A 24,437-nucleotide genomic window follows, 5' to 3' on the forward strand; every position below is an offset into this window, starting at 1 on the left:
TTTTTCATGTCAAAACCATCATTTGATTCTATCGAATCACAGGCAAGTTACGGTATTGGTCTGCAAGTCGGTCAGCAACTGACTGAATCAGGTCTTCAAGGATTAGAGCCCGCAGCACTGTTAGCTGGCTTGACCGATGCATTAGAAGGTAATGCGCCTTCTGTACCTGTTGAAACATTACACAATGCCTTACGTACTATGCACGAGCGTGCTGAAGCTGTTCGTCAAGAACGCCAAGCAGAGCTGGCTGATGCAGGTAAAGTTTTCTTAGAAGAAAATGTGAAAAATGAAGGCGTTAAAGTTACAGAATCAGGCTTACAGTACAAAGTTCTGACTGCGGGTGAAGGTGCAATTCCAGCGCGTACTGATCATGTTCGTGTTCACTACACTGGTCGTTTAATTGATGGCACTGTGTTTGATAGCTCAGTTCAACGTGGCCAACCTGCTGAATTCCCAGTAAATGGCGTTATCGCAGGCTGGATTGAAGCATTAACATTAATGCCAGTAGGTTCAAAATGGGAATTATATATTCCTTACCAATTAGCTTATGGCGAACGTGGAGCTGGTGCGGCTATTCCTCCATTCGCAACATTAGTATTTGAAGTAGAATTATTAGAAATTTTATAATTTCTTATTCTGCGGTAAATCAGAGTAAAAAATAGCCGGTTTTTGCCGGCTATTTTCGTCTCTGGACTAAAATAAAGAGACAGTAGGGTAATTAATTTTTATAAGAAAAGTTATCTGCTTATAGAAATAAGAGAGGTGCATTATGTTAGAACAAGTCAGCAAATTAGCTCGCCAAGCAGGTACGGCGATAATGCAAATCTATCAGCAATCAGAGCCTATCCAAGTACAGGAAAAAAGTGATAATTCACCTGTCACCGAAGCTGATTTAGCTGCTCATCAAGTTATCAAACAAGGACTTGCTTCTATTGCTCCAGATATACCTCAATTATCTGAAGAAGATCCCCCTGAATGGGAAGTTCGTCGCCATTGGGATCGTTATTGGCTGATTGACCCTCTAGATGGAACTAAAGAATTTATCAGTAAGAATGGTGAGTTTACGGTAAATATCGCTTTAATTGAAAAGGGTATTCCTGTTTTAGGAGTTGTCTATGCTCCTGTTCAAAATGTGTTATATGCAGCGGCAAATAAACAGGCGTGGAAAGAAGCTTGTGGGCAACGATTGCCTATTCATGCAAGTCGTGCAGAGCCGCCCGTGATTGTGATTAGTCGTTCTCATCAAGATGATGAATTAAAAGAATACCTCTCACAACTTGGCGCACATCAAACCGTTGCTGTTGGTTCATCTTTGAAGTTTTGTTTAGTCGCTGAAGGTAAAGCACAGCTTTATCCTCGCTTTGGGCCTACACATACATGGGATACCGCGGCAGGTCATGCTATTGCGATTGCGGCGGGTGCACATGTCACGGATTGGAAAGGAGTCACGCTAGATTATTCCCCAAAAGAGTCGCTGATAAATCCAGGATTTAGAGTTTCTATCTTTTAGTGCCGTTTTACAAAATTGGAGCCCTTTGCTTTATAAGGGCTCTGACACAGGAATTATTCTTTAATTAAGTCGTTGATAAAATTGATTGCAGTCGTGATTTCTGCACCACTTAATACACCTTCTTTGACGAAACGAACTTTGCCTTGTTTATCTAAAACAACAATAGCTGAACTCTCTTTTTCTAATCCCCAGCCTTTTAATGCTACACCATCAGCATCAACAATAAATTGTGACCAAGGAAATTCTTTTTTACTATCTTCAACACTGCCACGAACAAATGGGCCTGTACCAAACACTGCATCATCAGTATTAATAATTGTTGTAGTTTGATAGCTGCTATGTGGGAATTTAGCCAGTTTTACGGCTTCAATAAACGGCGCATTCATCTCCTTAGCTTTGCTACGTCCTGCTATATGCTGAACAGTACGTACTTTTCCACTGAGCAGACCACTATTCCAATTTTGGTAGCTAAACTTATCTTTGGTTGTGTCATAAAGTAACTCACCTTTGTCATTGATTGTGACAGCGGGAAGTACTGTATTTTCAGTGATGTTATGTGCAAATGCCCATGTGGATGTGCTGAGTAAAAGAGCAGCTAAGGTTATTTTGTGCATAGCCATGATCCTATTATTGAAATCGACGTTAGATTCTATTTAAGCATAGAAGCTAATGAAGAATAATACCTCATCATTGATACATTTATTTAACATTGAGTGGGTAAAATAACGCACAGGCTATCTTTATTTATATTCTTTACTGTCAATAAATGTAAAAACAGATAAGAAAATCAAATAAGTTGAACCTAGTACTTATAATTAGGTCTTTAAATTTGATATATAAAGATAAGTCTTTATGACTTATTAAACTCAACAACGAGCATGGGAGACTAACTGAAAGATGAAAATCTTCAATCGCTATAACCCTGAAAAAATTGCTCTCTACGTTAAGACATTATTTCGTGGACGGTTTTACATCAAAGGAATGGGTGCATTTGAATTCGATTACGGTAAAATTTTATTACCTAAAATAAGAGATAAGCTACATTTTAATGTCATGAGTGAAGTGAACCAGCAGGTCGTTTTACTAAAAGCAGAAATGGGCTAACTTTTATCTGATAGATAACTGAGTCTTTCTCGTGAATATCTTCGATAAGACTCAGTTATTAATTTCGGCTTGTTACTTGTTAGCTTACCGTTTTATTCTCATCTGTCTTGATATCGACTTCTGTTGTTGTCTGTATAACAGGAACATGTTCTTGTAAAATTGGCTTAACAGGTGGAATATCATCAACTTTTGTCACGAGTAATTGATCTATTTTGTAATTATCAATATCGACAACTTCAAATTTGTATCCTGAGAACTTCACATAATCAGTGCGTTTTGGAATTTTACGTAAGCGATACATCATAAAACCTGCGATAGTTTCATAGTTACTTGAATCTGGGAAATCGTCGATATCAAGTACACGCATTACATCATCAATTGGCGTACCACCTTCAACTAACCATGAGTGCTCATCACGACTCACAATTTGCTCTTCTTGCCCTGGTCCAATTAAATCGCCCATTAAAGTTGTCATCACATCATTTAGTGTAATAACACCCATCACCATAGCGTATTCATTAAGGATGATGGCAAAGTCTTCACCGGATGTTTTAAAGCTTTCCAACATATCTGAAAGCGTTAATGTATCAGGAATAATCAGAGCCTTACGGATATGAACACCTTCATTGAGATTTAAGCTTTGCCCGTTAATAACACGATTAAGTAGCTCTTTAGAATCAACATAACCAATAATATGGTCGATATCACCTTCACAAACGAGAAACTTAGAGTGAGGTTGAGTGGCAATTTTTTCTTTGATATCGCTTTCAGTTTCTTCACGATCAAAATAGACCACATCTTCTCGAGGAGTCATTGCTGACGGTACGGTACGTGACTCTAATTCAAAAACATTCTCTATCAGCTCATGCTCTTGTTTACGTAAAACCCCAGCAACAGCACCAGCTTCTACGATGGCAAAAATATCATCAGAAGTAATATCTTCATTTCTTACCATTGGGATTTTAAATAATTTGAAGATGAGATCTGCCATACCATTAAATAACCAAACCAGAGGGCGGAAAAAGGCAAGGCAGAAACGCATTGGGTTCACAATTCTTAATGCGATAGCTTCAGGTTTTATCATACCAATGCGTTTTGGCGTTAAATCAGCCAATAAAATAAACATGGATGTGACAATAATAAAAGAACAAATAGATCCAAGTTGTTGCGCTAATGGCTCTTCAAAAAATTGGAGGTAAAAGCTTTTTAACGAAGGAGAGAATGCAGATTCACCAACAATACCCGCTAGGATAGCGACGGCATTTAATCCAATTTGCACAACGGTAAAAAACATGCCTGGCATTTCTTGCATTTTTAATACACGTGCGGCGTTAATATTGCCCTCATCAACAAGTTGTTTGAGTTTAATTCGACGAGAAGCAGCAAGAGAGATTTCAGACAGCGAAAAAAAGGCGCTGATAGCACAAAGCAAAAGCACAATGAGTAAACTATTAAGCATATAAGGCTCACACCACCCCAAGTATTTCATCCAAAGGGGGAATACTGGAGTGTTAAAAATAGAAGATAAATCAATATATTGTGATGGAATTATTCACAAAGATAGATAAGAGGGCGTAATTATATCATCGCCCTGCTATTTTCTGCTAGTTTTACTTTTCAGGGGGATAGCAGATACCTATTCCACCTAATCCACAATAACCTTGTGGGTTTTTATGTAGGTATTGTTGGTGGTAATCTTCAGCAAAATAGAAAGGACCCGCCGGCTGAATTTCAGTCGTGATTGCTTCAGTAGCACCTTGAGTATTCATCGCTTGTTGATAACGTTTTTTTGACTCAATAGCTTGAGCATATTGCTCTTCATTAACAGTGTAAATGGCAGAACGGTATTGGCTACCAATATCATTACCTTGGCGCATTCCTTGTGATGGATTGTGATTTTCCCAAAAAAGGGCCAACAGTTGTGAATAGCTAATCACTGAGGGATCAAAAACAACTCTCACCACTTCACTATGGCCTGTTAAACCTTGGCAAACTTGTTGGTAAGTTGGATTTTCAGTTACACCACCACTATAACCCGCACTTGTTGAGTAAACCCCAGGTTGTTGCCAAAACAGACGTTCAACACCCCAAAAACAGCCCATCGCAAAATAAGCAATATCCATATTGGTTGGAATATCATTAATAGAATGCCCATTTATAGCATGATTAGCAGATATTTCTAATGGTATCGAAGTACCCCTTAAGGCATTCTCTGGTTGGTAAGCTTTATGTTGCAAGGTAGACTCCAATTTTTATATTTGTAAACGCTTTACTATGGTAAAGGTTTAATATTGTTATAAACTAAATCTACAATAAAGCTTAAAACAGTTTGTCGTCAATTCATCACATGGATTAAATAATATTGAGGAGAAAACGTGCCGAGATACTCCGTTATCTACGTTCTCTGTCTGTCTTTTATCGCGCCTGTTGCCTATGGGGCAAATTTGCGTTTAAAAGTAGAAGGTTTAGAAGGGCAGCTCGAAAAAAATGCGCGAGTCCAGCTATCAAACATTACAACAGAAGAAGTTGCACCTGACGGGCGTTTTCGTGCGCGTGTTGAAAAAGCAATTCAAGAAGGACTTCGCCCTTTAGGTTATTATCAGCCCAAAGTGACATTTACTTATCAAGAAAATACACCGCCTGCACGATCTGTATTAACGGCTAAAGTTGAACCGGGTATTCCGATTTTACTGAAAGGCGTTGATGTGGTTCTTGATGGTGGTGCTAAAACAGATAGTCAATATGCAAAAGTCATTAAAGAAAATACGCCTCCTCTTGATAGTGTTTTAAACCATGCAGATTACGAGAAACTCAAAGGTTCATTAACAGGGCTTGCAATTCGCCGTGGTTATTTTGATGCAGAAATGCAAAAAAGCCAGTTGGGTGTCTCTTTAGATAATCATGCTTCATATTGGGATTTTGTTTTCGATAGTGGAGAACGTTATCGTTTTGGAAAAGTGAATTATACGGGCTCCCAAATCCGTGAAGACTATTTACAAAATATTGTTCCTTTTAAAGAGGGGCAATATTACGCCTCAGAAGATCTGGCTGAATTTAATCGCCGTTTAGCGGCAACAGGGTGGTTTAATTCTGCGGTTGTGACACCCGATATTGCTAAAGCGCGCGCTGATGGCACTCACCTGTTACCGATGAGTGCAGTTGTAACACCTCGCTCTCGCAACTATGTTGAACTTGGTGGGGGCTATGCTACTGATGTGGGCCCTCGTCTTAATATGCAGTGGGATAAGCCTTGGATGAACTCACGAGGACACAGCTTAACCTCTAATATCAGCGTTTCTCAGCCTGAGCAATCTATTGGTGCCAATTATAAAATTCCTCTGAAGGTCAATCCATTAGAGCAGTACTACGGTATTCAGGGAGGGTTTAAACGTACCGATCTGAATGACACCCGCTCTGATACCACAACGCTAAATGTGTCTCGTAACTGGGATATGTCAACAGGCTGGCAATATAGCGTGAATACACGTTGGAGCCTCAGCCACTTTACCCAAGGTGAAGTTACGAATACCACTATGTTGCTTTATCCGGGTGTTACAGCAAGTCGAGTTCGTCAACGAGGCGGTATGATGCCTTCTTGGGGGGATAGCCAACGTTATACATTAGATTACTCTAATAAAATATGGGGTTCTGATGTCGAATTTGCTGCATTTCAAGCACAACACGTTTGGATACGTACACCATGGGATGGGCACCGCTTTGTGGTAAGAGGTAACTTTGGTTGGATTGAAACTAACGCGTTTGAGCAAGTACCGCCTGAATTACGTTTCTTTGCTGGTGGTGATAGAAGTGTTCGAGGCTTTAAATACCAAAGTATTTCACCAGAAGATAGTAAAGGTAATTTAACGGGGGCATCAAGAATGCTTGTTGGATCGTTAGAATATCAATATAACATCACGGGTAACTGGTGGAGTGCTGTCTTTATTGATAGTGGTGAAGCAGTTAATGATTTTACGCGCAGTGATTTTAAAACAGGTGCGGGTGCAGGTGTTCGTTGGGCATCACCAGTTGGTCCAATTAAATTTGATTTAGCTTTACCTGTGAGTGACGTTGATAAACGTAGACTCCAGTTTTATATCGGGTTAGGAGCAGAGTTATGATAAAAAAGTGGTTGAAATGGATTGCGCTAACACTCCTTATCATTATTTTGCTTACATTCGGTGCTGTCGCTTGGGTTTTGGGAACACAATCGGGTTTGCATTTCGCTATTAATAGCGTAGCTCGTTGGGTTCCTGGCTTAGTTATCAAAGATGTTAGTGGTGGTTGGCAAGATCTACGTTTAACGGGTGTTGAATATCAAATGCCTGGAGTTGACGTGAACGTGGGTGAATTATCATTAGGATTACGTTTAGCGTGCCTGACGGATAAACAAGTTTGTGTCGATACATTAGGCACACGAGATGTTGTTGTTAATGTTGATACTCGCGCTTTCCCTCCTTCTGAAGAAACACCTCCATCAGAGCCTCTAACAGAGCTTAATGCGCCATTACCTATCTATTTAAATTCACTCTCATTAGAAAATACGCATGTGAAGATTGACGATATGGCAATCTCGTTAGGCGAATTTAAAACTGGTGCGCAGTGGGAAGGTCGCCAAGTTACATTAAATCCAACACTTATTAATGATTTGCTGGTGGCATTACCAAAGACACCAGAAGAAGGGAGTGTTGAAGCAACGGCTCAAGATGTAAAAGAAATCGCAACTGCAAAACCTCAAACTGAGCCCACAACACAAGAAGAAAAAGAACAGGCGTTAGCCGAGACAATTAAAGCGATTTTTGCTAAACCATTATTAGCCGAATTACCTGAAATTATTATTCCCGTTGATATTGATATTGAAGGAATTGAAGGTAAGCAATTACAGGTTAGTGGTGATACACCTGTTACGATTAACCAATTATTGTTTGAAGCAAAGACTCAAGGTAAGCAGGTTAATCTCACTAAATTAAATATTGATGCACCAGAAGGTGAAGTGAGTTTAAATGGGGGAATTACCCTAGATAAACAGTGGCCTGTTAATTTAGATGTGAATGCGACTGTCCGTGATGTCGCAGGGCTTGAAGATTTTAAAGATCAAAAAGCGACGCTTTCTTTACAAGGAGCATTACTGGAAGAGCTTAAATTAGCACTTTCTTTAACAGGAACAGTTACAGCAACTTTGAATGCTCAAGCTGAACTGGCAAAACCACACCTTCCTTTAAAACTAACTCTTGAAAGCCAAAAAGTTCGTTGGCCATTAACAGGCGATATACAGTATCAACTTAACGATACTCGATTACGCTTAAATGGTCAGACAGATAACTATGATCTCTCATTACGTTCTGATATTGAAGGTCAGGAGATCCCGCCAGCCAAATTAATGCTGGATGCAAAAGGAAATGAAGAGAAAATAGAGCTGACACGTTTACGTTTAGCTGCCTTGCAAGGTCATGCTGATATTACGGGTGTTGCTGATTGGAGTAAGGCAATTAGCTGGAATGCATTGCTCTCTATTTCAGGAATTAATACGGCAAAACAGTACCCTGATATGCCAGCGAAATTAGATGGACGCATTGCCACAACAGGGAGTCTGTATGGTGGTAGTTGGCAATTACGTGTGCCTGAAATTACCTTAGATGGCAATATCAAAAACAATCTTATCAAAGCGAGAGGTAATGCTTATGGTAATGATTCTGGCCAATGGAATATTCCCCAGTTAAAACTGATCTTGGGTAAAAATAACCTCGATATTGAAGGGCATTTAGGTGATAAATGGGCATTAGATGCCAATATCAACGCTCCAGGATTAAATGGTTTAGTACCTGGGTTAGCGGGTGTTATTAAAGGCAAAGTTAATGTTCGGGGTGATATTAATACACCTAAGATTATTGCTGATATCAACGCTCACGGCATTAAATGGCAAGATCAAGTCGGTGTCGAATCCATCACTATCAAAGGTGATGTTCAAGCGGATAAAGAAATTGGTGGCAAACTCGCTATTACTGCTCGTCAGTTAAAACAAGCCGATTTAGTTATTCGCAATTTAACGTTGGATGCTGCTGGTACAGAAAAACAGCATAAACTGACACTAAAAATGGATGGTGAGCCAGTTTCTGGTGGGCTGACATTAGCGGGTTCATTCGATAAAGAGAAACAGCAATGGAAAGGAACGCTAAATAATACGGCATTTGATACCCCTGTGGGTGAATGGCGTTTAAATAAAGCAATGGCATTGAATTTACTTGCTGAGAAACAAGAAGTCACCATTGGTTCTCACTGTTGGGTAAACCCAAATGCACAAGTTTGTGTTCCTAAAGCGATAACTGTAGGTGAAAGCGGATCTGCTGCAATTACATTGACGCGTTTTGATCTTGCTATGATCAAACCTTTCTTACCACCAGAGACTTCTGTCCGAGGTGTATTTACTGGTGATGCCACCGCAACATGGAACTCAAAAGGCGGATTACCGAAAGCATCGGTAAATCTAAAAGGGCAAGGTGTTGCAGTAAAACAAAATATTGAAGGCACTGTTTTACCGATTGATTTTGATGCTATCTCCTTAAACGCAGGCGTTAACAACGGCAAAGCAACATTACAATGGCTGATTAGTATTGCAGGTAATGGTGATATTAAAGGGAATGTGCATGTTGCAGATCTCGAGAAAAAGCGCCAGCTATCAGGTACGGTGGATATTGATAATCTGACATTAGATTTAATCAAACCGTTCTTAGGTAAAGGTGAAATAGCTGAAGGTCGTGTTGGTGCGCAATTACGTTTAGGCGGAAATGCTCAATCACCACTGCTATTTGGTCAATTTGGTATCAATCAATTAAAAGTGGTTGGGCACTGGATCCCGTTTGATATTACGAAAGGGAATGTTGATGTTCAATTTAATGGTGCGACGTCTGATTTAAGCGGTCGAATTGAAACTCCTGAAGGTTACTTAAATCTTACTGGTAATGCCGATTGGCGTAAATTAGATGCATGGCACGCAGTCGTAGCAGCAAATGGCAATAAGCTACGTATTGCATTGCCTCCGATGGTACGTATTGATGTTAATCCTGATTTAGTGTTTGAGGCTCGCCCTGATTTACTAAAACTAGATGGACGCATTGATATTCCTTGGGCACGCATCGTTGTTCAAGACTTACCAGAGTCAGCAGTATCTGCTTCTTCTGATGAAGTGATGCTGGATAAAAACTTGCAGCCGATTGCACAAAAAGAGACATCGATTCCAATTCAAAGTAATTTAGCGATTAATATTGGCGATGATGTGACACTGGACGCATTTGGGCTTAAAGCGAGATTGACGGGAGCACTTAAAGTCAATCAGAATAAACAAGGACTAGGTTTAAATGGACAAGTTGATATTCCACGGGGGGAATTCAAAGCCTATGGGCAAGATTTACAAGTTCGTAAAGGACAAATCTTATTCTCAGGGCCCGTTGATCAACCTTATTTAAATATCGAGGCTATTCGTAATCCTGATAATACTGCAGACAATGTTATTGCTGGTGTTAAGGTAACAGGACTTGCTGATCAGCCTAAAGTAGAAATTTTCTCTGAGCCGGCTAAAACACAACAAGAAGCATTGTCTTATTTGTTAAGAGGCGAAGGTTTAGCCAGTGGTGATGCGGATTCATCACAAATGACAGCAATGCTGATAGGACTAGGCGTTGGTCAAAGTGGTCAGCTTGTGGGGCGTATTGGTGAAACCTTTGGGGTTTCGGACTTAGCGCTTGATACACAAGGGGTGGGGGATAACTCACAAGTTGTGGTCAGCGGTAAGATCACAAACGATCTACAAGTGAAGTATGGTGTGGGTATATTTGATTCGCTAGCGACGTTAACCTTACGTTATCGCTTGATGCCCAGGTTGTATTTACAAGCAGTGTCTGGTATGAATCAGGCAATAGATCTGCTTTATCAATTTGAGTTTTAAATTATATGCGAATTATTGTTTATGGTAGTTTACGGCGAAACCAGGGTAACCATCACTGGATGACCTATGCTCAGCTTCTAGGTGAGCATAGGTTAGTGGGATATAAACTCTATGATTTAGGGTTTTATCCTGCAGTTATCGAAGGTGAAGGTGAAATAGAATGCGAAGTCTATCGAATAACGCCTTCTATTTTGACAGAGCTTGATGAATTGAAAAAGAACGATCAGGATTACAAGCGCCAACTGATTTCAACGCCTTATGGCAGCGCTTGGATCTATCTTTATCAAAAGCCTGTTGATGGTTTACGTGAAATAAAATGCGGTGACTGGCTAAAACGTCATGAAGAAGAGTAATCAGTAGCATCCTACTTTTTGCTCCATGTTATATAAAAACGGCTCGATAGAAATATTGAGCCGTTTTTATATGAGAAATAACTAAATGCTTATTTTTCACAAATATAAGAGAGGCGCGCTTCTTTATATAAATTAAGTCGCATTCGTCTCGCTTTATCTATTTCATTTTCAGCCAATAATGGCCTAATTTTTTTCTGATAAACTTGAATACTCGTTTCACCTGTATGGTGTTGATATCCTACTTCATGGCTACGCCATTTTTTATTAATAATTACTTCTTGAATATAAAAAGGATCTGAATTGTTTCGGATTTCATTGTCTAATTTGAGCCGTAATTCTTTTTTTATTTGTTGATAATCAGGATGGTGACTGAGGTTTTGGGTTTCACCTCGATCATTAACCATATCGTAGAGTTCTTCTTCTTCATCTTCTTTATAAATAATATATTTAAAGTTTTCTGTTCTTAACATTCTAGCTGGTTGAACATCGACATTTCGGTCAGTATTCCAGTGGCAAATGACACTATTTCTCCATTCTTTCACTGTCTTTCCGGTTAATAACGGGTACAGAGAGCGACCATAAATATTTTTAGGGTAATCAATTCCGATATACTCACAGAGAGTAGGTAATAAATCACAAAGGGATGTTAATTCATGTTTTAAAGCGCCAGATTGAATACCCGGCCCTGAAAATGCAAAAGGCACATTTGTCGATTCTTCATAAAACCAATTCATTTTAGCAACTAATCGGTGTGCTCCCATTGCATCACCATGGTCAGAGAAGAAGACAACAAGTGTATCTTCCCAATACCCACTCTTTTTTAATGCATTGATAACTTGTCCTATATAGCTATCTACCAATTCAGTAAAATAGTAATAGGCTTTGAGATATTGCTGGAAATTTTTTTCACTCCATTTCCCTGATTGCATAACTCTGTTATGTGTACAGCAAGCGTATTGAATAGCTTTAGGTCTATTTTTAAGATCATCAGCAGTGTCAAAGTTATCAAGTAAAGGTGGCAATTGTCCGATATTTTCGATGTCACCATGCTCACCCGCAAAATTTCCTGTCCATCCATTTATATTGTGTGGATTATTAAATTCAACGGCTAATAAAAATGGCTTTTTTTCCTCTCTTTTGGGGAGTGAATTGATATATTTCAGGCTTTCTTCTAAACAATACACATCTTCTTTCGTATCATAATCAACAGGAAAGGCAGGGTGAGCATTAAATTCTTTTTCTATTTGAGGCGCACAATCAAATCCTTCTAATGAGCCATAATCATGCCGTTTTCCAAAATGTTTACACTCATATCCCACTTGTGAAAACAACGTTCCTAATGTGGACATTGTTTCTGGTATGTTTGGGCTGTCATTGGAAATAATGCCTGTCTGGTGTGGTAATTTTCCAGTCCAAAAACAAGCCCTTGAAGGTGCACATAAGGGGTAAGCACAATACGCATTATGGAAACTTGTTCCTGTATTTAAAATCGAGTCGATAACGGGAGTTTTTACCTCTTTGTTGCCATAAGCAGAGATACCTCGCTTTGCTAATTGGTCTGCGGTAATAATTAAAATATTCTTAGGGTTTTTAGGTGTATTTAATGGGGTTATATACTCTTTTGTTGATGAGGATAATGCAGATAGTGGTGAAACCAGTGATAATCCTGTCGCACCCACGGCTGCACCCTTTAACAAATCTCGACGTGTTATAGACATTTTAACCTCTCTCATTCATTAGATATGGCAGTAACATAGATTAAAAAATCTTCAATTTCTTTTGAATTGATCACACGAAATCAATCGAAGGTATACTCGAAAGTATGCGAAAGTTAATATTTGTGATTTAAAGAGGATAATTTATCTATGATGAACAAAAGAGAACATAAGAAGTGAGAACAAGTAGGGAAGAAAGTGGATTTTAATTTATTAAATTTAAAGGCACACTTTTTAACTGAAAATAGGGGGTTAAAAGATGAAGAAATAAAAGGCAAATAAACCTAATACTAGGGTGTTATTTGCCTTGTAATATCTTGATTTACTCAAGGATTATTTTTTAGCGCGTTCGAAAGAAGACAGAATTTCAGCTTTAGCGGCTTCTACGCCTTCCCAACCGTCAACTTTAACCCATTTGCCAGTTTCTAAATCTTTGTAGTGTTCAAAGAAATGTTTGATCTGCGCTTTTAACAGTTCTGGCAGATCGTTCACATCTTTAATGTGATCGTATTCTTTGCTCAGTTTAGTGTGTGGTACTGCAACCAGTTTCGCATCTTCACCTGATTCGTCAGTCATTTTCAATACGCCAACAGGACGGCAACGAATAACTGAGCCTGGTTGTAATGGGTATGGAGTTGGAACCAGAACGTCTACTGGGTCACCATCTAAAGATAACGTGTTGTTGATGTAACCGTAGTTGCATGGGTAGAACATTGCAGTTGACATAAAACGGTCAACAAACAGTGCGCCACTTTCTTTATCAACTTCGTATTTGATAGGATCAGCATTTGCTGGGATTTCAATAACAACATAGATATCTTCTGGTAGTTCTTTACCAGCAGGAACATGATTCAGGCTCATAAAAAATTTCCTATAAAAAAATTAATTTTACGTGGCCTGTAGTATAGCGAAAAGTTTTTAACAATACCCGTTTTTTGCCGAACATGTTGCGTTCTGACGTAAAAATAAGCAGCAAATAAAAGAAAGTACTATTTTTAAAGATGAAAAAACCGGACGAATAAGAAGTCCGGTTTATCTATGTTAGTGCCAAACGAATGGATTATTCTTCGTCTGGATATTGCGCCATAAAGCTTTCAGCTTGTTCAACCATCGATTTAGTACCTACGAAGAAAGGCATACGTTGGTGAAGTTCTTTTGGTTCGATATCTAGAATACGCTCTTTACCATTACTTGCTTTTCCGCCAGCTTGTTCGGCTAAGAACGCCATTGGATTGCATTCATAGAGTAAACGTAATTTACCAGTAGGGTGGCTTGCAGTACTTGGATAAATATAAATCCCCCCCTTCAGTAAGTTGCGGTGAAAATCAGCAACTAAAGAACCAATATAACGTGTGGTATAAGGGCGATTTGTTGCTGCGTCTTGTTCTTGGCAATACTTAATGTATTTTTTTACGCCTAATGGGAATTTGATGTAGTTACCTTCATTGATTGAGTACATATTTCCTGTTGGCGGGAAATGTACGCTTTCATGAGATAAACAGAATACACCTAAAGATGGATCGTAAGTAAAGGCATGAACACCACAACCTGTTGTATAAACCAACATGGTTGATGAGCCATAAACGACATAGCCTGCAGCTACTTGACGATGACCTGGTTGTAAGAAGTCATCTAAAGTAACAGATTGACCAATTGGCGTAATACGGTGGTAAATAGAGAAAATTGTTCCGACGGAAACGTTTACATCAATATTCGACGAACCGTCTAAAGGATCCATTAGTACAACATACTTAGCATTTTCAGCGCGATCACCTTCAAAGATAACAATATCATCTTCTTCTTCTGATCCGATACCCGCAACTTCACCACGCGCTTTTAATGCAGCTTTTAGTTTCTCATTCGCGTAAAGATCCAGTTTCATCTGGGCTTCACCTTGAACATTAGAAACACCGTTAGTACCAAGAATATCGACTAACCCTGCTTTGTTAATATCACGGTGGATAATTTTAGCCCCAAGCTTAATTGCTGAAAGTAATGCAGTAAGTTCACCAGTTGCATGGGGAAAATCTTGTTGTTTCTCGACGATAAATTCGCCTAATGTTTTCATGACGCAGGTCCTGAATGTGAGTGGGTAAAGTAAAAAAGGAGGAAAAATCTCCTTGGTGGTGGCAAGTTTAGCCAAAGAATCGGATGATTCAAAGGTTAATCCGTTTCTTATCTGCTTTTTGATCGTTAGAATAGTGACCAACTTCATGCTATTGGACAGAAATTCATGCACATTCATATTCTTGGTATTTGTGGCACCTTTATGGGAAGTCTTGCCATTCTCGCTAGAGCAAAGGGACATAAAGTCACAGGCTCAGACGCTAATGTCTATCCACCCATGAGTACTTTATTAGAAAATCAGGGAATTGAACTGATTGAGGGATATGACCCAAAACAATTAGAACCTGCCCCTGACATGGTGATTATTGGTAATGCGATGACACGAGGAAATCCTTGTGTTGAAGCTGTACTTGAAAAGGGTTTGCCTTATACCTCAGGCCCTCAGTGGCTACATGATTATATTTTACCTGAACGTTGGGTGTTAGCTGTTGCAGGAACTCATGGCAAGACAACAACAGCAGGTATGCTGGCTTGGGTTTTAGAAGACTGTGGTTATAAACCGGGATTTTTAATTGGCGGTGTGCCGGGTAATTTCCAAGTATCTGCACAGTTAGGCGAAAGCCCCTTCTTTGTGATTGAAGCAGATGAATATGACAGTGCTTTCTTTGATAAGCGCTCTAAATTTGTTCATTATTCTCCACGCACATTGATTTTAAATAATCTTGAATTTGATCACGCTGATATTTTTGATGATTTAGCGGCAATTCAAAAACAATTCCATCATTTAGTTCGTATCGTCCCAGGTACCGGAAAAATCATCATGCCTGATAACGATATGAATTTAAAACAGACCATTGGAATGGGATGTTGGAGTGAACAAGAATTCACTGGTGAAACTGGAGATTGGCAAGCTAAAAAACTCAGTAATGACAGTAGCCATTTTGAGGTGTTCCACAAAGGTGAGCGAGTCGGAGAGGTGTGTTGGGGACTTTCTGGTGAACACAACATGCAAAATGGCTTAATGGCGATTGTTGCAGCGCACCACGTTGGTGTTTTACCTGCGGATGCTTGTGAAGCATTAGATAAGTTTATTAATGCGCGTCGTCGCTTAGAGTTACGTGGTGAAGTTAATCAAGTCCGTGTTTATGATGACTTTGCTCATCATCCCACAGCGATTTTGGCAACGCTTGAAGCGTTACGCAGTAAAGTCGGTGGAACGGCTCGTATTATTGCAGTCCTAGAGCCTCGTTCAAATACCATGAAAATGGGGATTAGCAAGGATGATATCGCACCTGCATTAGGTCGCGCTGATGAAGTTTTTTTATTCCAGCCACCTAATATTCAATGGCTAGTAAGTGATATTGCAGAGCATTGTGTGCAACCGGCACGCTGGAGTACAGATCTGGATACATTAGTCGATATGATTGCGAAAGAAGCTCAAGCGGGCGATCATATTTTGATTATGAGCAATGGTGGTTTTGGGGGTATTCATGAGAAACTGCTCGCAAAATTAGCACAGCCTAAAGATTCTGATAGTCAGTATTAAAAATAAATAAGCCACTGAAATTCAGTGGCTTATTTTTTGAAGTTGCAGAAAGGCTAATTATAATTCTTGATCAAAAAGATTCAGAATAGCGTCTCGTAATTCTTCTGTAGAAAATCCTGGTGCTGGTGTTGAAAAAATAGTGTCATCACCCGCAATACTGCCAAGGATACCTTCTGCTTTGCCTAATGAGTCTAATAAACGTGCAATAAGTTGTGCCGCACCTGGACTCGTTCTTATCACCACAACAGAATGGTTATGATCGATATCGAGTACCAGATTTTTTAATGGGCTGCTTGCTGTTGGTACGCCAAGCTCAGTAGGAAGGCAATAGACCATTTCCATTTTGGCGTTACGGGTTCTTACTGCACCAAATTTTGTTAGCATACGAGAGATTTTGGACTGATTAATATTATCAAATCCAGCCTCTTGTAATGCAGTCACAATCTCGCCTTGTGAACTGAATTTTTCTTCTTTCAGCAGGGCTTTAAACGCTTTAACCAAGTCTTCTTGCTTAGAAGGAACGCGCATAGTTCACCTTTAGTGAGTTATCAATAACCTGTGTATTATGCAGAGAAGTGAATTTTTATGCAACATAAGACGAAGAAAGGCGAGTGATAGCCACCTCAAAATTGTAAAGTAGAATGTACTGCAAAAAAAATTTATTTACAGCGCGTGAATGTGATAATTTAAAGAAAGTAAAATATTTGTTAAATAAATGATAAGCTTAAATGATTATCACAAGGATGATGGTGTACTTAACACTTTGCTATATTTATTGAAATTATTTATCAAAAGGGTGTCCACTATCTCATTAACAGATAAGCAATTTGTTTAGAATAACCAAAGTATTATTTTTCACTGAAAATGCCTTATTATGCAATATTGCTGTTAAATAATTGTTTTTTTAAAGGTGAATTGCGTAATAGTGAGTATCTCGAAGGCGTTCCACTATCTCGTAAACTAAGGAGTATCAGAATGAAAGTAGCAGTTCTCGGTGCAGCAGGTGGTATTGGTCAGGCACTGGCACTTCTTCTTAAAAATCAGCTTCCAGCTGGTAGTGAACTCTCTTTATATGATATCGCTCCCGTCACACCGGGTGTCGCAGCTGACTTAAGCCATATCCCGACTCAAGTTATTGTAAAAGGTTTTGCGGGTGAAGATCCTTCTCCTGCGCTAAAAGGCGCTGATGTTGTTCTAATTTCTGCGGGCGTTGCTCGTAAACCAGGCATGGATCGTTCAGATCTTTTCAATGTTAACGCAGGTATCGTGCGTAATTTAATTGAAAAGGTTGCACAAAATTGCCCGAAAGCACTTATCGGTATCATTACTAACCCAGTGAATACAACCGTTGCTATCGCAGCAGAAGTGCTTAAGAAAGCAGGCGTTTACGATAAAAAACGTCTTTTCGGTATTACCACACTCGACATTATTCGCGCCAATACCTTTGTTGCAGAGCTAAAAGGTAAAGATCCACAAAAAACCAACGTTCCAGTGATTGGTGGACACTCTGGTGTGACTATTCTCCCTCTATTATCTCAAGTTGACGGCGTTTCATTTACTGATGACGAAGTTGCTGCACTGACTAAACGCATTCAAAATGCAGGTACTGAGGTTGTTGAAGCAAAAGCAGGTGGTGGATCAGCGACATTATCTATGGGTCAAGCAGCCGCTCGTTTTGGTCTTTCATTAATTCGCGCTCTAAATGGCGAGAAAAATGTTATTGAATGCACCTATACAGAAGGCGACGGAGAATATGCCCGTTTCTTTGCACAACCTATTCTTTTAGGTAAAAACGGTGTAGAGGAATATTTATCTATTGGTAAATTAAGTGATTTTGAAAAACAATCTCTTAATGGCATGTTAGATGTATTGAAAAAAGATATAATTCTTGGTGAAGAATTTATTAATAAATAAAGAAATACTTTTTTTGCTATAAAAATAATGCAAATTTAAATAAAAACCGCTGATACTATATCAGCGGTTTTTTTTATTAATTATAATATCTGTAATTATTAGTTAATTATTAGTTTTGGTACGAATCTTTCGTTCAAGTAATTCTCCTGTTTCAGGATGAAAATAACGGCTAGGCCAAATTTCACTAGGAGCTACACCAAGATAATCAGCAATGATTTTCTCTCCTTTAGGCCAAGGGCGTGACAGCGCATTAGCCAGTGTTGAAGAGCTTAACCCTGCTTGGCGAGAGATGGCAGCAAGTGTTGTTCCTCGTTTTCTAAGTGCGGCAATAATATCGGCAGGATGCCAATCAGATTTCCTTGAAATCATTTTTAATCCTTTTTCTATAAAATTGATTGCTGTGTTAGTGGTATAAATAACAGTTTATTAGAAATGTCCTAAAGCATTTAAACTGATTATTTAGAAAATAAAATAACATTATTTTTCTAAAAAGATTTCCGATTTTTTTCTTAATAATTTCTTTTTTGAAGTTGATAACAATTTTAGAGAAACATAATGAAAAAAGAGTGGTATACGGCAAAGGAATTGACGGGTATAGGTGGATTACCTAAATCACCACAAGGTGTAAATTCGAAAGCGAGACGAGAGTCTTGGCAAAAACAAAATGTAAAAAATAAGCAAGGTAATGGTGTTGAATATCATTATTCTTGTTTACCAGAAAAAACTTTAATTGCTCTAGAACTTTATGAGCCATTAGCACATTACAAACTAAATAAAAAAGAGGAGCCACTCGTTATCTGGGTGAAAGCATTCCAACAACTAAATGATGGTGAACAAAAAACATTAACAGAGCTGATATTGCGGGATGGTATTAGAAGTTTTTTAGAAAAAGTCGTCAATGATTAAGCGATTTTAAAGAATCTATTATTGCGTTATCCGCAACAGATATCTATCTGACTAACCTCTTAGTTGAATGTGAGATGAGATCATGAAAAAAGAATGGTATACAGCGAAAGAATTAGTGGGGCTTGCGGGGTTACCTAACTCACCGCAGGGAGTTAACTTGATGGCGCGCCGTGAAGGATGGGAAAACCGTCGTAAACGTGGCGTGCAGGGAAAAGCTGTCGAGTATTCCGTAAAAAGTCTACCTGATGAGGTGATTAGTGTGCTTGCTGCACATGAACCTCCGGCTGAGTATTTATCAAAACGTCAGGATGCCTTTTTGATTTGGGTTGAAGCTTATTATCAACTGACAAAATCGGAACGAGAAAAGATTGTGAAATTCGTACTTCGTGAAGGGCTGGCAAAGCTCATTAGCTATATTGATGCGGATAATCAGGATGCTATCGAACGAGAAAACGAAGAAGTGCTCAATAAATTAAAAAGCCCACCAGAATCGACGTAGTCGCTCTAGCGGGCTTCTTTACATAACTACGAGGGTTTAACATCGAAATTATGATTGACGTTGTACAGCGACGTGAGCAAGCCCAATAAGCGCATCTTTATATGGTGAGTCAGGTATAATTGATAAAGCTTCGATCGCTTTGTCTGCTTCTTCTTCTGCTTTTTGACGGGTATATTCCAAAGAGCCACACTGTTTCATAGTATTTAAAACAGTATCCAATAAATGGCGGCCATTACCTTGTTCAATGGCTTGGCGAATTAATTGGGATTCTTCTTCATTGCCATTATGCATAGCATGAAGTAATGGCAACGTTGGTTTACCTTCATCAAGGTCATCACCAGTGTTTTTACCCAGCTGGTTGTTATCTGCATCATAATCAAGCAAATCGTCAATGAGCTGGAAAGCAGTCCCAAGATAACGACCATAATCTTGGAATGCTTTTTCTTGCTCAGGTGTCGCACCAGAAAGAATGGCGGATGCATGAGAAGCAGCTTCAAACAGACGCGCTGTTTTACTGTAGATAACTTGCATATAGTCATCTTCAGAAATGTCAGGATCGTTACAATTCATTAGTTGTAAAACTTCACCTTCAGCGATCACATTGGTGGCGCTAGACATTAATTTTAATACACGCATCGAATCAAGATCCGTCATCATCTGAAAGGATCGTGTATAAATAAAGTCGCCAACAAGTACACTGGCTGCATTTCCAAAGACAGCATTTGCTGTTTGTTTTCCTCTGCGCATATCAGATTCATCAACAACATCATCATGTAACAACGTTGCAGTATGAATAAACTCGATAAGCGCTGCGACCGAGATATGTTTGTCACCTTGATAGTCCAATGCTCGTCCAGTGAGCACTGCGATCATTGGTCGGATCCTTTTACCACCACCACTAATGATGTAGTAACCAAGTTGGTTTATCAAAGAAACATCTGAATTAAGCTGGTAAAGGATTGCCTCATTTACCGCAGCCATATCAGCGGATGTTAGTTTTATAATAGATTCTAAATTCATGTTTTTTCGACTTTGGCTCGCCAATGAGCGCGTTATTATTAATAAAAAATGATCATGCCATAGATTTTACTCTCTTATAATTTAGATTGTACTTTAAAAATGGCTGAAATAAATATCGTGTAAAAAACTCTTTTTTTTAACGCTAGTTTGCGATCTGTACTTGTCATCGGCACTAAATTTGCGTAGAATTCGCGCCCTATGTGAATATTTTAATTGTGCACTCAAATTATACATATTGGGAGTGTGCGGAAAGCGGAGTTTATATGTACGCGGTTTTCCAAAGTGGTGGTAAACAACACCGAGTCAGCGAAGGTCAAACTATTCGTTTAGAGAAGCTGGAAGTAGCTACTGGCGAAACAATCGAGTTTGATACTGTAATGATGGTCGCTAATGGCGATGACATTCAAATTGGCGCTCCAATCCTTGCGGGCGTTAAAGTTAAAGCGGAAGTGGTTGCTCACGGTCGCGGCGATAAAGTTAAGATTGTTAAGTTCCGTCGTCGTAAACACAGCCGTAAACAACAGGGCCACCGTCAGTGGTTTACTGATGTTAAAATCACTGGTATCGCTTAAGGTTTAGGAGAGTAGTTCAATGGCACATAAAAAGGCTGGCGGCTCGACTCGTAACGGTCGTGATTCCGAAGCAAAACGTCTGGGTGTTAAACGTTTCGGTGGTGAAGCTGTATTAGCAGGTAGCATCATCGTTCGTCAACGTGGTACTAAGTTCCATGCAGGTACTAACGTTGGTTGTGGTCGTGACCACACCCTGTTTGCATTAGCTGACGGAAAAATTAAGTTCGAAGTTAAAGGTCCAAACAACCGTAAATTTATCAGCATCGAAGCTGAATAATTACTGGTCCTTTAAGCACCGAGTCAAAAGCCCTGCAAATATGTTGCGGGGCTTTTTATATTTAAAAAAGGCCATCTCTGGGTAATTTCGGCCATCCAGCACGTTAATGGCTACTATACGGAGTAAAATCATGAAATTTGTTGATGAGGCCAAGATCCTAATCGTCGCGGGCGATGGTGGTAACGGCTGTGTAAGCTTTCGTCGCGAAAAATATATCCCTAACGGGGGACCAGACGGTGGTGATGGTGGTGATGGTGGTGATGTCTACATGATTGCAGACGAAAACCTTAACACCTTAATTGATTACCGTTTTACAAAGTCTTATCGCGCAGAACGTGGTGAAAATGGTCACAGTCGTGACTGTACAGGTAAGCGTGGTCAAGATATTACTATCAGTGTTCCTGTAGGAACGCGTGTCCGTGATTTAGCAACAAATGAAGTCATTGCTGACTTAACTGCTCACGGCCAAAAGCAAATGGTTGCTAAAGGTGGCTTCCACGGTTTAGGCAATACTCGCTTTAAATCATCGGTTAACCGTGCTCCACGTCAACGTACAATGGGAACGCCGGGTGAATCTCGCGAAGTCCTATTAGAGCTAATGTTATTAGCTGATGTGGGTATGCTTGGTATGCCGAATGCGGGTAAATCCACATTTATTCGTGCAGTATCAGCAGCAAAACCTAAAGTTGCTGATTATCCATTTACAACGTTAGTACCAAGCTTAGGCGTGGTGCGCATGGATAATCACCAAAGCTTTGTGGTTGCAGATATTCCCGGATTAATCGAAGGCGCTGCTGATGGTGCAGGTCTTGGGATCCAATTCTTAAAACACTTAGAGCGCTGTCGTGTGTTATTACACTTGATCGATATTGATCCTATTGATGGATCGGATCCTGTGGAAAATGCAAAAATTATTATCTCTGAATTAGAGAAGTACAGCGAAAAACTAGCACAAAAACCACGTTGGTTGGTGTTCAATAAAGTTGATCTTCTCGATGCTGAAGAAGCAAAAGAGAAGGCAAAAGCAATTGTTGAAGCGCTGGGTTGGGATGAAAACTATTACATGATAGCGGCCATCAACCAAGAAGGAGTGAAAAAACTTTGCTGGAATATCATGGAATTCCTGAATGTTACTCCGCGTGAGCAAGATATTGTTGCAACAAAAGCAGAGCCAGGAAAAGTTGATTTTATGTGGGATGATTACCACAAAGAACAGCTTGAAAACCCTGATTTCGAAGAAGATGACGACGATGATTGGGATGAAGAAGACGACGAAGGTATTGAGTTTATCTACCAACGTTAATCACAATTAGAATGATGATTAAAATAAAAAAACGCCTGATTAGTCAGGCGTTTTTTATCTATTACTTATATTATTAGGTATAAATCTAGCGATTGTTATACATATCTTTATACAGATTTGTTTCAAAACGCACTAAATAAGCGCGTCCAGCATTACGATTCTGTGTAGGAGGTGAATACGCCGAAACGTATTGTACAAACGCCACTTTTTGTCCGTTTGCCGTGGTCATAAAGCCCGCAAGATTGTAAACCCCTTTTAATGAACCCGTTTTGGCAGAAACTTTGCCATCAACACCCGCTTCATGAAAACCGCCTCGATACTGTAATGTACCGTCATGTCCTGCAAGGGGAAGCATGGTAATAAAATTTAATTCACTTTCATGTTGTCCAATGTATTGAAGGATTTGCATCATGGTTGCAGGTGAAATGAGGTTATGACGAGAAAGGCCTGAGCCATCAACCATAACGGTATTTCCTAAATCAATGCCGGCTTTTTGTTTTAAAATAGCACGGGTTGCTTCTGCGCCAGAGCGCCAAGTGCCGGGAACGCCATAATACTCACGACCAATAGTTCTAAATACGGTGTCTGCAATCATATTATCAGACTCTTTTAGCATGGTAGTCAGTAAGTTATGTAACGGTTTTGATTGTGTTTGTGCTAGTACAGTAACAGGCGCTTTTAGTTGAGATCGACGTTTGACATATCCATCAAGTTCAATATTGGCGCGCTGTAACTCTTCTTTTAAAATTGTACCGGCCCAATGAGCACCATCTTGAATAGAGAACATTAAAGGGACTGCATCGTCACGTTTAGGAATACAACCTGTGATTACATAGGTATTTAAGTCACGAACAGTGACATCTAATTCACAAAAACGGGTACGAGTTGATCCTTTCTCATAAGTTTCAACTTCACTTAAAACGGTTACAGGATAGAAAGAGGCTTTACGTATTGTGGCAATATCACCTTCTTTGTTGCCACTTTGCAGCAAGACAGAAAAGCAGTTTTTATCAACAATAGCAGTACTAGGAGGGGCACTAAAGCATTGGGTTAGATCATTCCAAACCCAACCGGGTGCTTTGTCATGGCTTGAAAAAGCAGAAGTATCAATAAGCAAATCGCCATGCACTTTTGTAATACCTGATTGTTTTAATACGGCTACCATTGCTCTTAATTGTTGGCGGGTTAATGTAGGATCGCCTGTAAAACGAAAGATCAAATCACCAATAAGCTGATTATCTTTTATCTTACCTTCTGTTTCCATTGTTGTTGTGAATTGATAGTTTCCACCTAATTGAAGTAATGCCGCAAGTGCAGTCACCACTTTTTGAGTACTTGCTGGAAGTGCTAATTGATCGGCATGATAATTAAGATTAGGAGAAGCTGCGCCAACGGGTTGAGTAATTAAACCTACTTGAGTTCCTTCGGGAAGAAGAGATGTATAGTTTTCAACAGGTATCGCTTGGGTTGAAAAACTGATGATACTTAATGTGTAGAGTATCCGTCGAAATGTTGATAGTAAGCGCATAATTTCTCTATCCGTGACTATAGCGTGTAACGCTACAGTATTGATTGCCAGAGGCTAATACTAAAGGGCAATGAGGGCAAAAGTAAACGGTAACAAGCAGGATTAGCTCATTATCGGAAAAAGTCTGTTTATCTCTTTATAAAGAGAGATAAGGCGTGAAGCAATGCGTCTGTTGTGTTAGATT

The 24,437-nt window shown here is 39.4% G+C and carries 23 protein-coding genes; 13 read left to right on the forward strand and 10 right to left on the reverse strand.

All coding sequences use genetic code 11. From position 1 onward, the window contains the following. The first annotated feature begins 6 nt into the window (after positions 1-6). Together GTH25_RS01280 and cysQ are read left to right on the forward strand one after the other, a co-directional pair. Positions 7-627 carry a BamJ family beta-barrel-assembly machinery protein gene (locus tag GTH25_RS01280; protein WP_075672800.1) on the forward strand — a complete coding sequence of 207 codons (621 nt, stop codon included), beginning with the start codon at positions 7-9 and terminating at the stop codon, positions 625-627. 142 nt (positions 628-769) lie between these two features. Beyond that, on the forward strand, positions 770-1,510 hold the full coding sequence (cysQ, locus tag GTH25_RS01285; RefSeq protein ID WP_075672801.1) for a 3'(2'),5'-bisphosphate nucleotidase CysQ: 741 nt from the start codon (positions 770-772) through the stop codon (positions 1,508-1,510). A gap of 53 nt (positions 1,511-1,563) precedes the next feature. Here cysQ and GTH25_RS01290 read toward each other — a convergent pair whose 3' ends face one another. Beyond that, the gene (locus GTH25_RS01290) at positions 1,564-2,124 is read right to left on the reverse strand and encodes a YtfJ family protein (protein WP_164530278.1); all 561 of its coding nucleotides are present in this window, start codon (positions 2,122-2,124) and stop codon (positions 1,564-1,566) included. Between the two features lie 283 nt (positions 2,125-2,407). On the opposite strand from GTH25_RS01290, the gene GTH25_RS01295 reads away from it, so the two are divergent. Beyond that, positions 2,408-2,614 (forward strand): DUF1107 domain-containing protein, encoded by a 207-nt coding sequence (locus tag GTH25_RS01295; protein ID WP_006535730.1) that lies wholly within the window; start codon positions 2,408-2,410, stop codon positions 2,612-2,614. 79 nt (positions 2,615-2,693) lie between these two features. Here GTH25_RS01295 and GTH25_RS01300 read toward each other — a convergent pair whose 3' ends face one another. Next, complete coding sequence (locus GTH25_RS01300) at positions 2,694-4,073, reverse strand: polyamine export protein PaeA (protein ID WP_075672803.1); 1,380 nt, start codon at positions 4,071-4,073, stop codon at positions 2,694-2,696. Between the two features lie 151 nt (positions 4,074-4,224). After that, entirely contained in the window at positions 4,225-4,851 is a 627-nt protein-coding gene (gene msrA / locus GTH25_RS01305; RefSeq protein WP_223672738.1) for a peptide-methionine (S)-S-oxide reductase MsrA, read from the reverse strand. 138 nt (positions 4,852-4,989) lie between these two features. Here msrA and tamA point away from each other — a divergent pair, with 138 nt between their 5' ends. From tamA to GTH25_RS01320, 3 genes are read left to right on the forward strand one after another with little or no spacing between them, the layout of a single operon-like run. Next, positions 4,990-6,732, forward strand: coding sequence for an autotransporter assembly complex protein TamA (tamA, locus tag GTH25_RS01310; protein ID WP_159242216.1), 1,743 nt, complete (start codon positions 4,990-4,992; stop codon positions 6,730-6,732). Further along, positions 6,729-10,553 (forward strand): autotransporter assembly complex protein TamB, encoded by a 3,825-nt coding sequence (gene tamB, locus GTH25_RS01315; RefSeq protein WP_408004119.1) that lies wholly within the window; start codon positions 6,729-6,731, stop codon positions 10,551-10,553. Before tamA ends, tamB begins: the two co-directional genes overlap by 4 nt. A gap of 5 nt (positions 10,554-10,558) precedes the next feature. Beyond that, the gene (locus GTH25_RS01320; protein ID WP_075672807.1) at positions 10,559-10,906 is read left to right on the forward strand and encodes a gamma-glutamylcyclotransferase family protein; all 348 of its coding nucleotides are present in this window, start codon (positions 10,559-10,561) and stop codon (positions 10,904-10,906) included. An 89-nt stretch (positions 10,907-10,995) separates the two neighbouring features. Here GTH25_RS01320 and GTH25_RS01325 read toward each other — a convergent pair whose 3' ends face one another. The 3 genes from GTH25_RS01325 to fbp form a co-directional block, all read right to left on the reverse strand. Then, complete coding sequence (locus GTH25_RS01325; protein WP_099660274.1) at positions 10,996-12,624, reverse strand: sulfatase family protein; 1,629 nt, start codon at positions 12,622-12,624, stop codon at positions 10,996-10,998. Positions 12,625-12,954: 330 nt separating this feature from the next. Then, positions 12,955-13,482: an inorganic diphosphatase gene (gene ppa / locus GTH25_RS01330; RefSeq protein WP_006535717.1), complete on the reverse strand. Its 528-nt coding sequence runs from the start codon at positions 13,480-13,482 to the stop codon at positions 12,955-12,957. Positions 13,483-13,681: 199 nt separating this feature from the next. Further along, positions 13,682-14,689 (reverse strand): class 1 fructose-bisphosphatase, encoded by a 1,008-nt coding sequence (fbp, locus tag GTH25_RS01335; protein ID WP_023583589.1) that lies wholly within the window; start codon positions 14,687-14,689, stop codon positions 13,682-13,684. Positions 14,690-14,854: 165 nt separating this feature from the next. On the opposite strand from fbp, the gene mpl reads away from it, so the two are divergent. After that, the gene (gene mpl, locus GTH25_RS01340; RefSeq protein WP_075672809.1) at positions 14,855-16,234 is read left to right on the forward strand and encodes a UDP-N-acetylmuramate:L-alanyl-gamma-D-glutamyl-meso-diaminopimelate ligase; all 1,380 of its coding nucleotides are present in this window, start codon (positions 14,855-14,857) and stop codon (positions 16,232-16,234) included. 57 nt (positions 16,235-16,291) lie between these two features. Here the strand turns inward: mpl and argR are convergent, their stop codons facing one another. Then, positions 16,292-16,762 (reverse strand): transcriptional regulator ArgR, encoded by a 471-nt coding sequence (gene argR / locus GTH25_RS01345; protein WP_006535714.1) that lies wholly within the window; start codon positions 16,760-16,762, stop codon positions 16,292-16,294. Positions 16,763-17,209: 447 nt separating this feature from the next. On the opposite strand from argR, the gene mdh reads away from it, so the two are divergent. Next, positions 17,210-18,148, forward strand: a complete 939-nt coding sequence (gene mdh / locus GTH25_RS01350; protein ID WP_075672810.1) for a malate dehydrogenase — start codon at positions 17,210-17,212, stop codon at positions 18,146-18,148. Positions 18,149-18,250: 102 nt separating this feature from the next. Here the strand turns inward: mdh and GTH25_RS01355 are convergent, their stop codons facing one another. Then, positions 18,251-18,517 carry a helix-turn-helix domain-containing protein gene (locus GTH25_RS01355; RefSeq protein ID WP_075672811.1) on the reverse strand — a complete coding sequence of 89 codons (267 nt, stop codon included), beginning with the start codon at positions 18,515-18,517 and terminating at the stop codon, positions 18,251-18,253. A gap of 186 nt (positions 18,518-18,703) precedes the next feature. Between GTH25_RS01355 and GTH25_RS01360 the strand changes: the two genes are divergently transcribed. Both GTH25_RS01360 and GTH25_RS01365 read left to right on the forward strand, forming a co-directional pair. Then, positions 18,704-19,054: a DNA-binding protein gene (locus GTH25_RS01360; RefSeq protein ID WP_075672812.1), complete on the forward strand. Its 351-nt coding sequence runs from the start codon at positions 18,704-18,706 to the stop codon at positions 19,052-19,054. 82 nt (positions 19,055-19,136) lie between these two features. Next, the gene (locus tag GTH25_RS01365; protein WP_023583583.1) at positions 19,137-19,553 is read left to right on the forward strand and encodes a DNA-binding protein; all 417 of its coding nucleotides are present in this window, start codon (positions 19,137-19,139) and stop codon (positions 19,551-19,553) included. A gap of 48 nt (positions 19,554-19,601) precedes the next feature. On the opposite strand, the gene ispB is transcribed toward GTH25_RS01365, so the two are convergent. Further along, positions 19,602-20,573, reverse strand: a complete 972-nt coding sequence (gene ispB / locus GTH25_RS01370; RefSeq protein ID WP_075672813.1) for an octaprenyl diphosphate synthase — start codon at positions 20,571-20,573, stop codon at positions 19,602-19,604. A gap of 263 nt (positions 20,574-20,836) precedes the next feature. Between ispB and rplU the strand changes: the two genes are divergently transcribed. From rplU to cgtA, 3 genes are all read left to right on the forward strand, one after another. Beyond that, positions 20,837-21,145 (forward strand): 50S ribosomal protein L21, encoded by a 309-nt coding sequence (gene rplU, locus GTH25_RS01375; RefSeq protein WP_006535707.1) that lies wholly within the window; start codon positions 20,837-20,839, stop codon positions 21,143-21,145. Between the two features lie 19 nt (positions 21,146-21,164). After that, positions 21,165-21,422 carry a 50S ribosomal protein L27 gene (gene rpmA, locus GTH25_RS01380; protein ID WP_006535706.1) on the forward strand — a complete coding sequence of 86 codons (258 nt, stop codon included), beginning with the start codon at positions 21,165-21,167 and terminating at the stop codon, positions 21,420-21,422. 130 nt (positions 21,423-21,552) lie between these two features. Continuing rightward, on the forward strand, positions 21,553-22,725 hold the full coding sequence (cgtA, locus tag GTH25_RS01385; protein ID WP_075672814.1) for an Obg family GTPase CgtA: 1,173 nt from the start codon (positions 21,553-21,555) through the stop codon (positions 22,723-22,725). An 85-nt stretch (positions 22,726-22,810) separates the two neighbouring features. Here the strand turns inward: cgtA and dacB are convergent, their stop codons facing one another. Further along, positions 22,811-24,253: a serine-type D-Ala-D-Ala carboxypeptidase gene (gene dacB, locus GTH25_RS01390; RefSeq protein ID WP_075672815.1), complete on the reverse strand. Its 1,443-nt coding sequence runs from the start codon at positions 24,251-24,253 to the stop codon at positions 22,811-22,813. Positions 24,254-24,437: the final 184 nt, after the last annotated feature.

The organism is Proteus terrae subsp. cibarius (genome assembly GCF_011045835.1).
Lineage (GTDB): Bacteria > Pseudomonadota > Gammaproteobacteria > Enterobacterales > Enterobacteriaceae > Proteus > Proteus cibarius.

Bases quoted from the DNA above. Each gene is read 5' to 3' on its own strand.
- GTH25_RS01325 (WP_099660274.1), bottom strand. From the start codon at position 12,624: ATGTCTATAACACGTCGAGATTTGTTAAAGGGTGCAGCCGTGGGTGCG.
- GTH25_RS01295 (WP_006535730.1), top strand. From the start codon at position 2,408: ATGAAAATCTTCAATCGCTATAACCCTGAAAAAATTGCTCTCTACGTT.
- GTH25_RS01280 (WP_075672800.1), top strand. From the start codon at position 7: ATGTCAAAACCATCATTTGATTCTATCGAATCACAGGCAAGTTACGGT.
- GTH25_RS01300 (WP_075672803.1), bottom strand. From the start codon at position 4,073: ATGCTTAATAGTTTACTCATTGTGCTTTTGCTTTGTGCTATCAGCGCC.
- GTH25_RS01365 (WP_023583583.1), top strand. From the start codon at position 19,137: ATGAAAAAAGAATGGTATACAGCGAAAGAATTAGTGGGGCTTGCGGGG.
- cysQ (WP_075672801.1), top strand. From the start codon at position 770: ATGTTAGAACAAGTCAGCAAATTAGCTCGCCAAGCAGGTACGGCGATA.
- GTH25_RS01290 (WP_164530278.1), bottom strand. From the start codon at position 2,124: ATGCACAAAATAACCTTAGCTGCTCTTTTACTCAGCACATCCACATGG.
- GTH25_RS01320 (WP_075672807.1), top strand. From the start codon at position 10,559: ATGCGAATTATTGTTTATGGTAGTTTACGGCGAAACCAGGGTAACCAT.
- ppa (WP_006535717.1), bottom strand. From the start codon at position 13,482: ATGAGCCTGAATCATGTTCCTGCTGGTAAAGAACTACCAGAAGATATC.
- fbp (WP_023583589.1), bottom strand. From the start codon at position 14,689: ATGAAAACATTAGGCGAATTTATCGTCGAGAAACAACAAGATTTTCCC.
- tamB (WP_408004119.1), top strand. From the start codon at position 6,729: ATGATAAAAAAGTGGTTGAAATGGATTGCGCTAACACTCCTTATCATT.
- rpmA (WP_006535706.1), top strand. From the start codon at position 21,165: ATGGCACATAAAAAGGCTGGCGGCTCGACTCGTAACGGTCGTGATTCC.
- argR (WP_006535714.1), bottom strand. From the start codon at position 16,762: ATGCGCGTTCCTTCTAAGCAAGAAGACTTGGTTAAAGCGTTTAAAGCC.
- ispB (WP_075672813.1), bottom strand. From the start codon at position 20,573: ATGAATTTAGAATCTATTATAAAACTAACATCCGCTGATATGGCTGCG.
- rplU (WP_006535707.1), top strand. From the start codon at position 20,837: ATGTACGCGGTTTTCCAAAGTGGTGGTAAACAACACCGAGTCAGCGAA.
- dacB (WP_075672815.1), bottom strand. From the start codon at position 24,253: ATGCGCTTACTATCAACATTTCGACGGATACTCTACACATTAAGTATC.
- mpl (WP_075672809.1), top strand. From the start codon at position 14,855: ATGCACATTCATATTCTTGGTATTTGTGGCACCTTTATGGGAAGTCTT.
- cgtA (WP_075672814.1), top strand. From the start codon at position 21,553: ATGAAATTTGTTGATGAGGCCAAGATCCTAATCGTCGCGGGCGATGGT.
- GTH25_RS01360 (WP_075672812.1), top strand. From the start codon at position 18,704: ATGAAAAAAGAGTGGTATACGGCAAAGGAATTGACGGGTATAGGTGGA.
- mdh (WP_075672810.1), top strand. From the start codon at position 17,210: ATGAAAGTAGCAGTTCTCGGTGCAGCAGGTGGTATTGGTCAGGCACTG.
- GTH25_RS01355 (WP_075672811.1), bottom strand. From the start codon at position 18,517: ATGATTTCAAGGAAATCTGATTGGCATCCTGCCGATATTATTGCCGCA.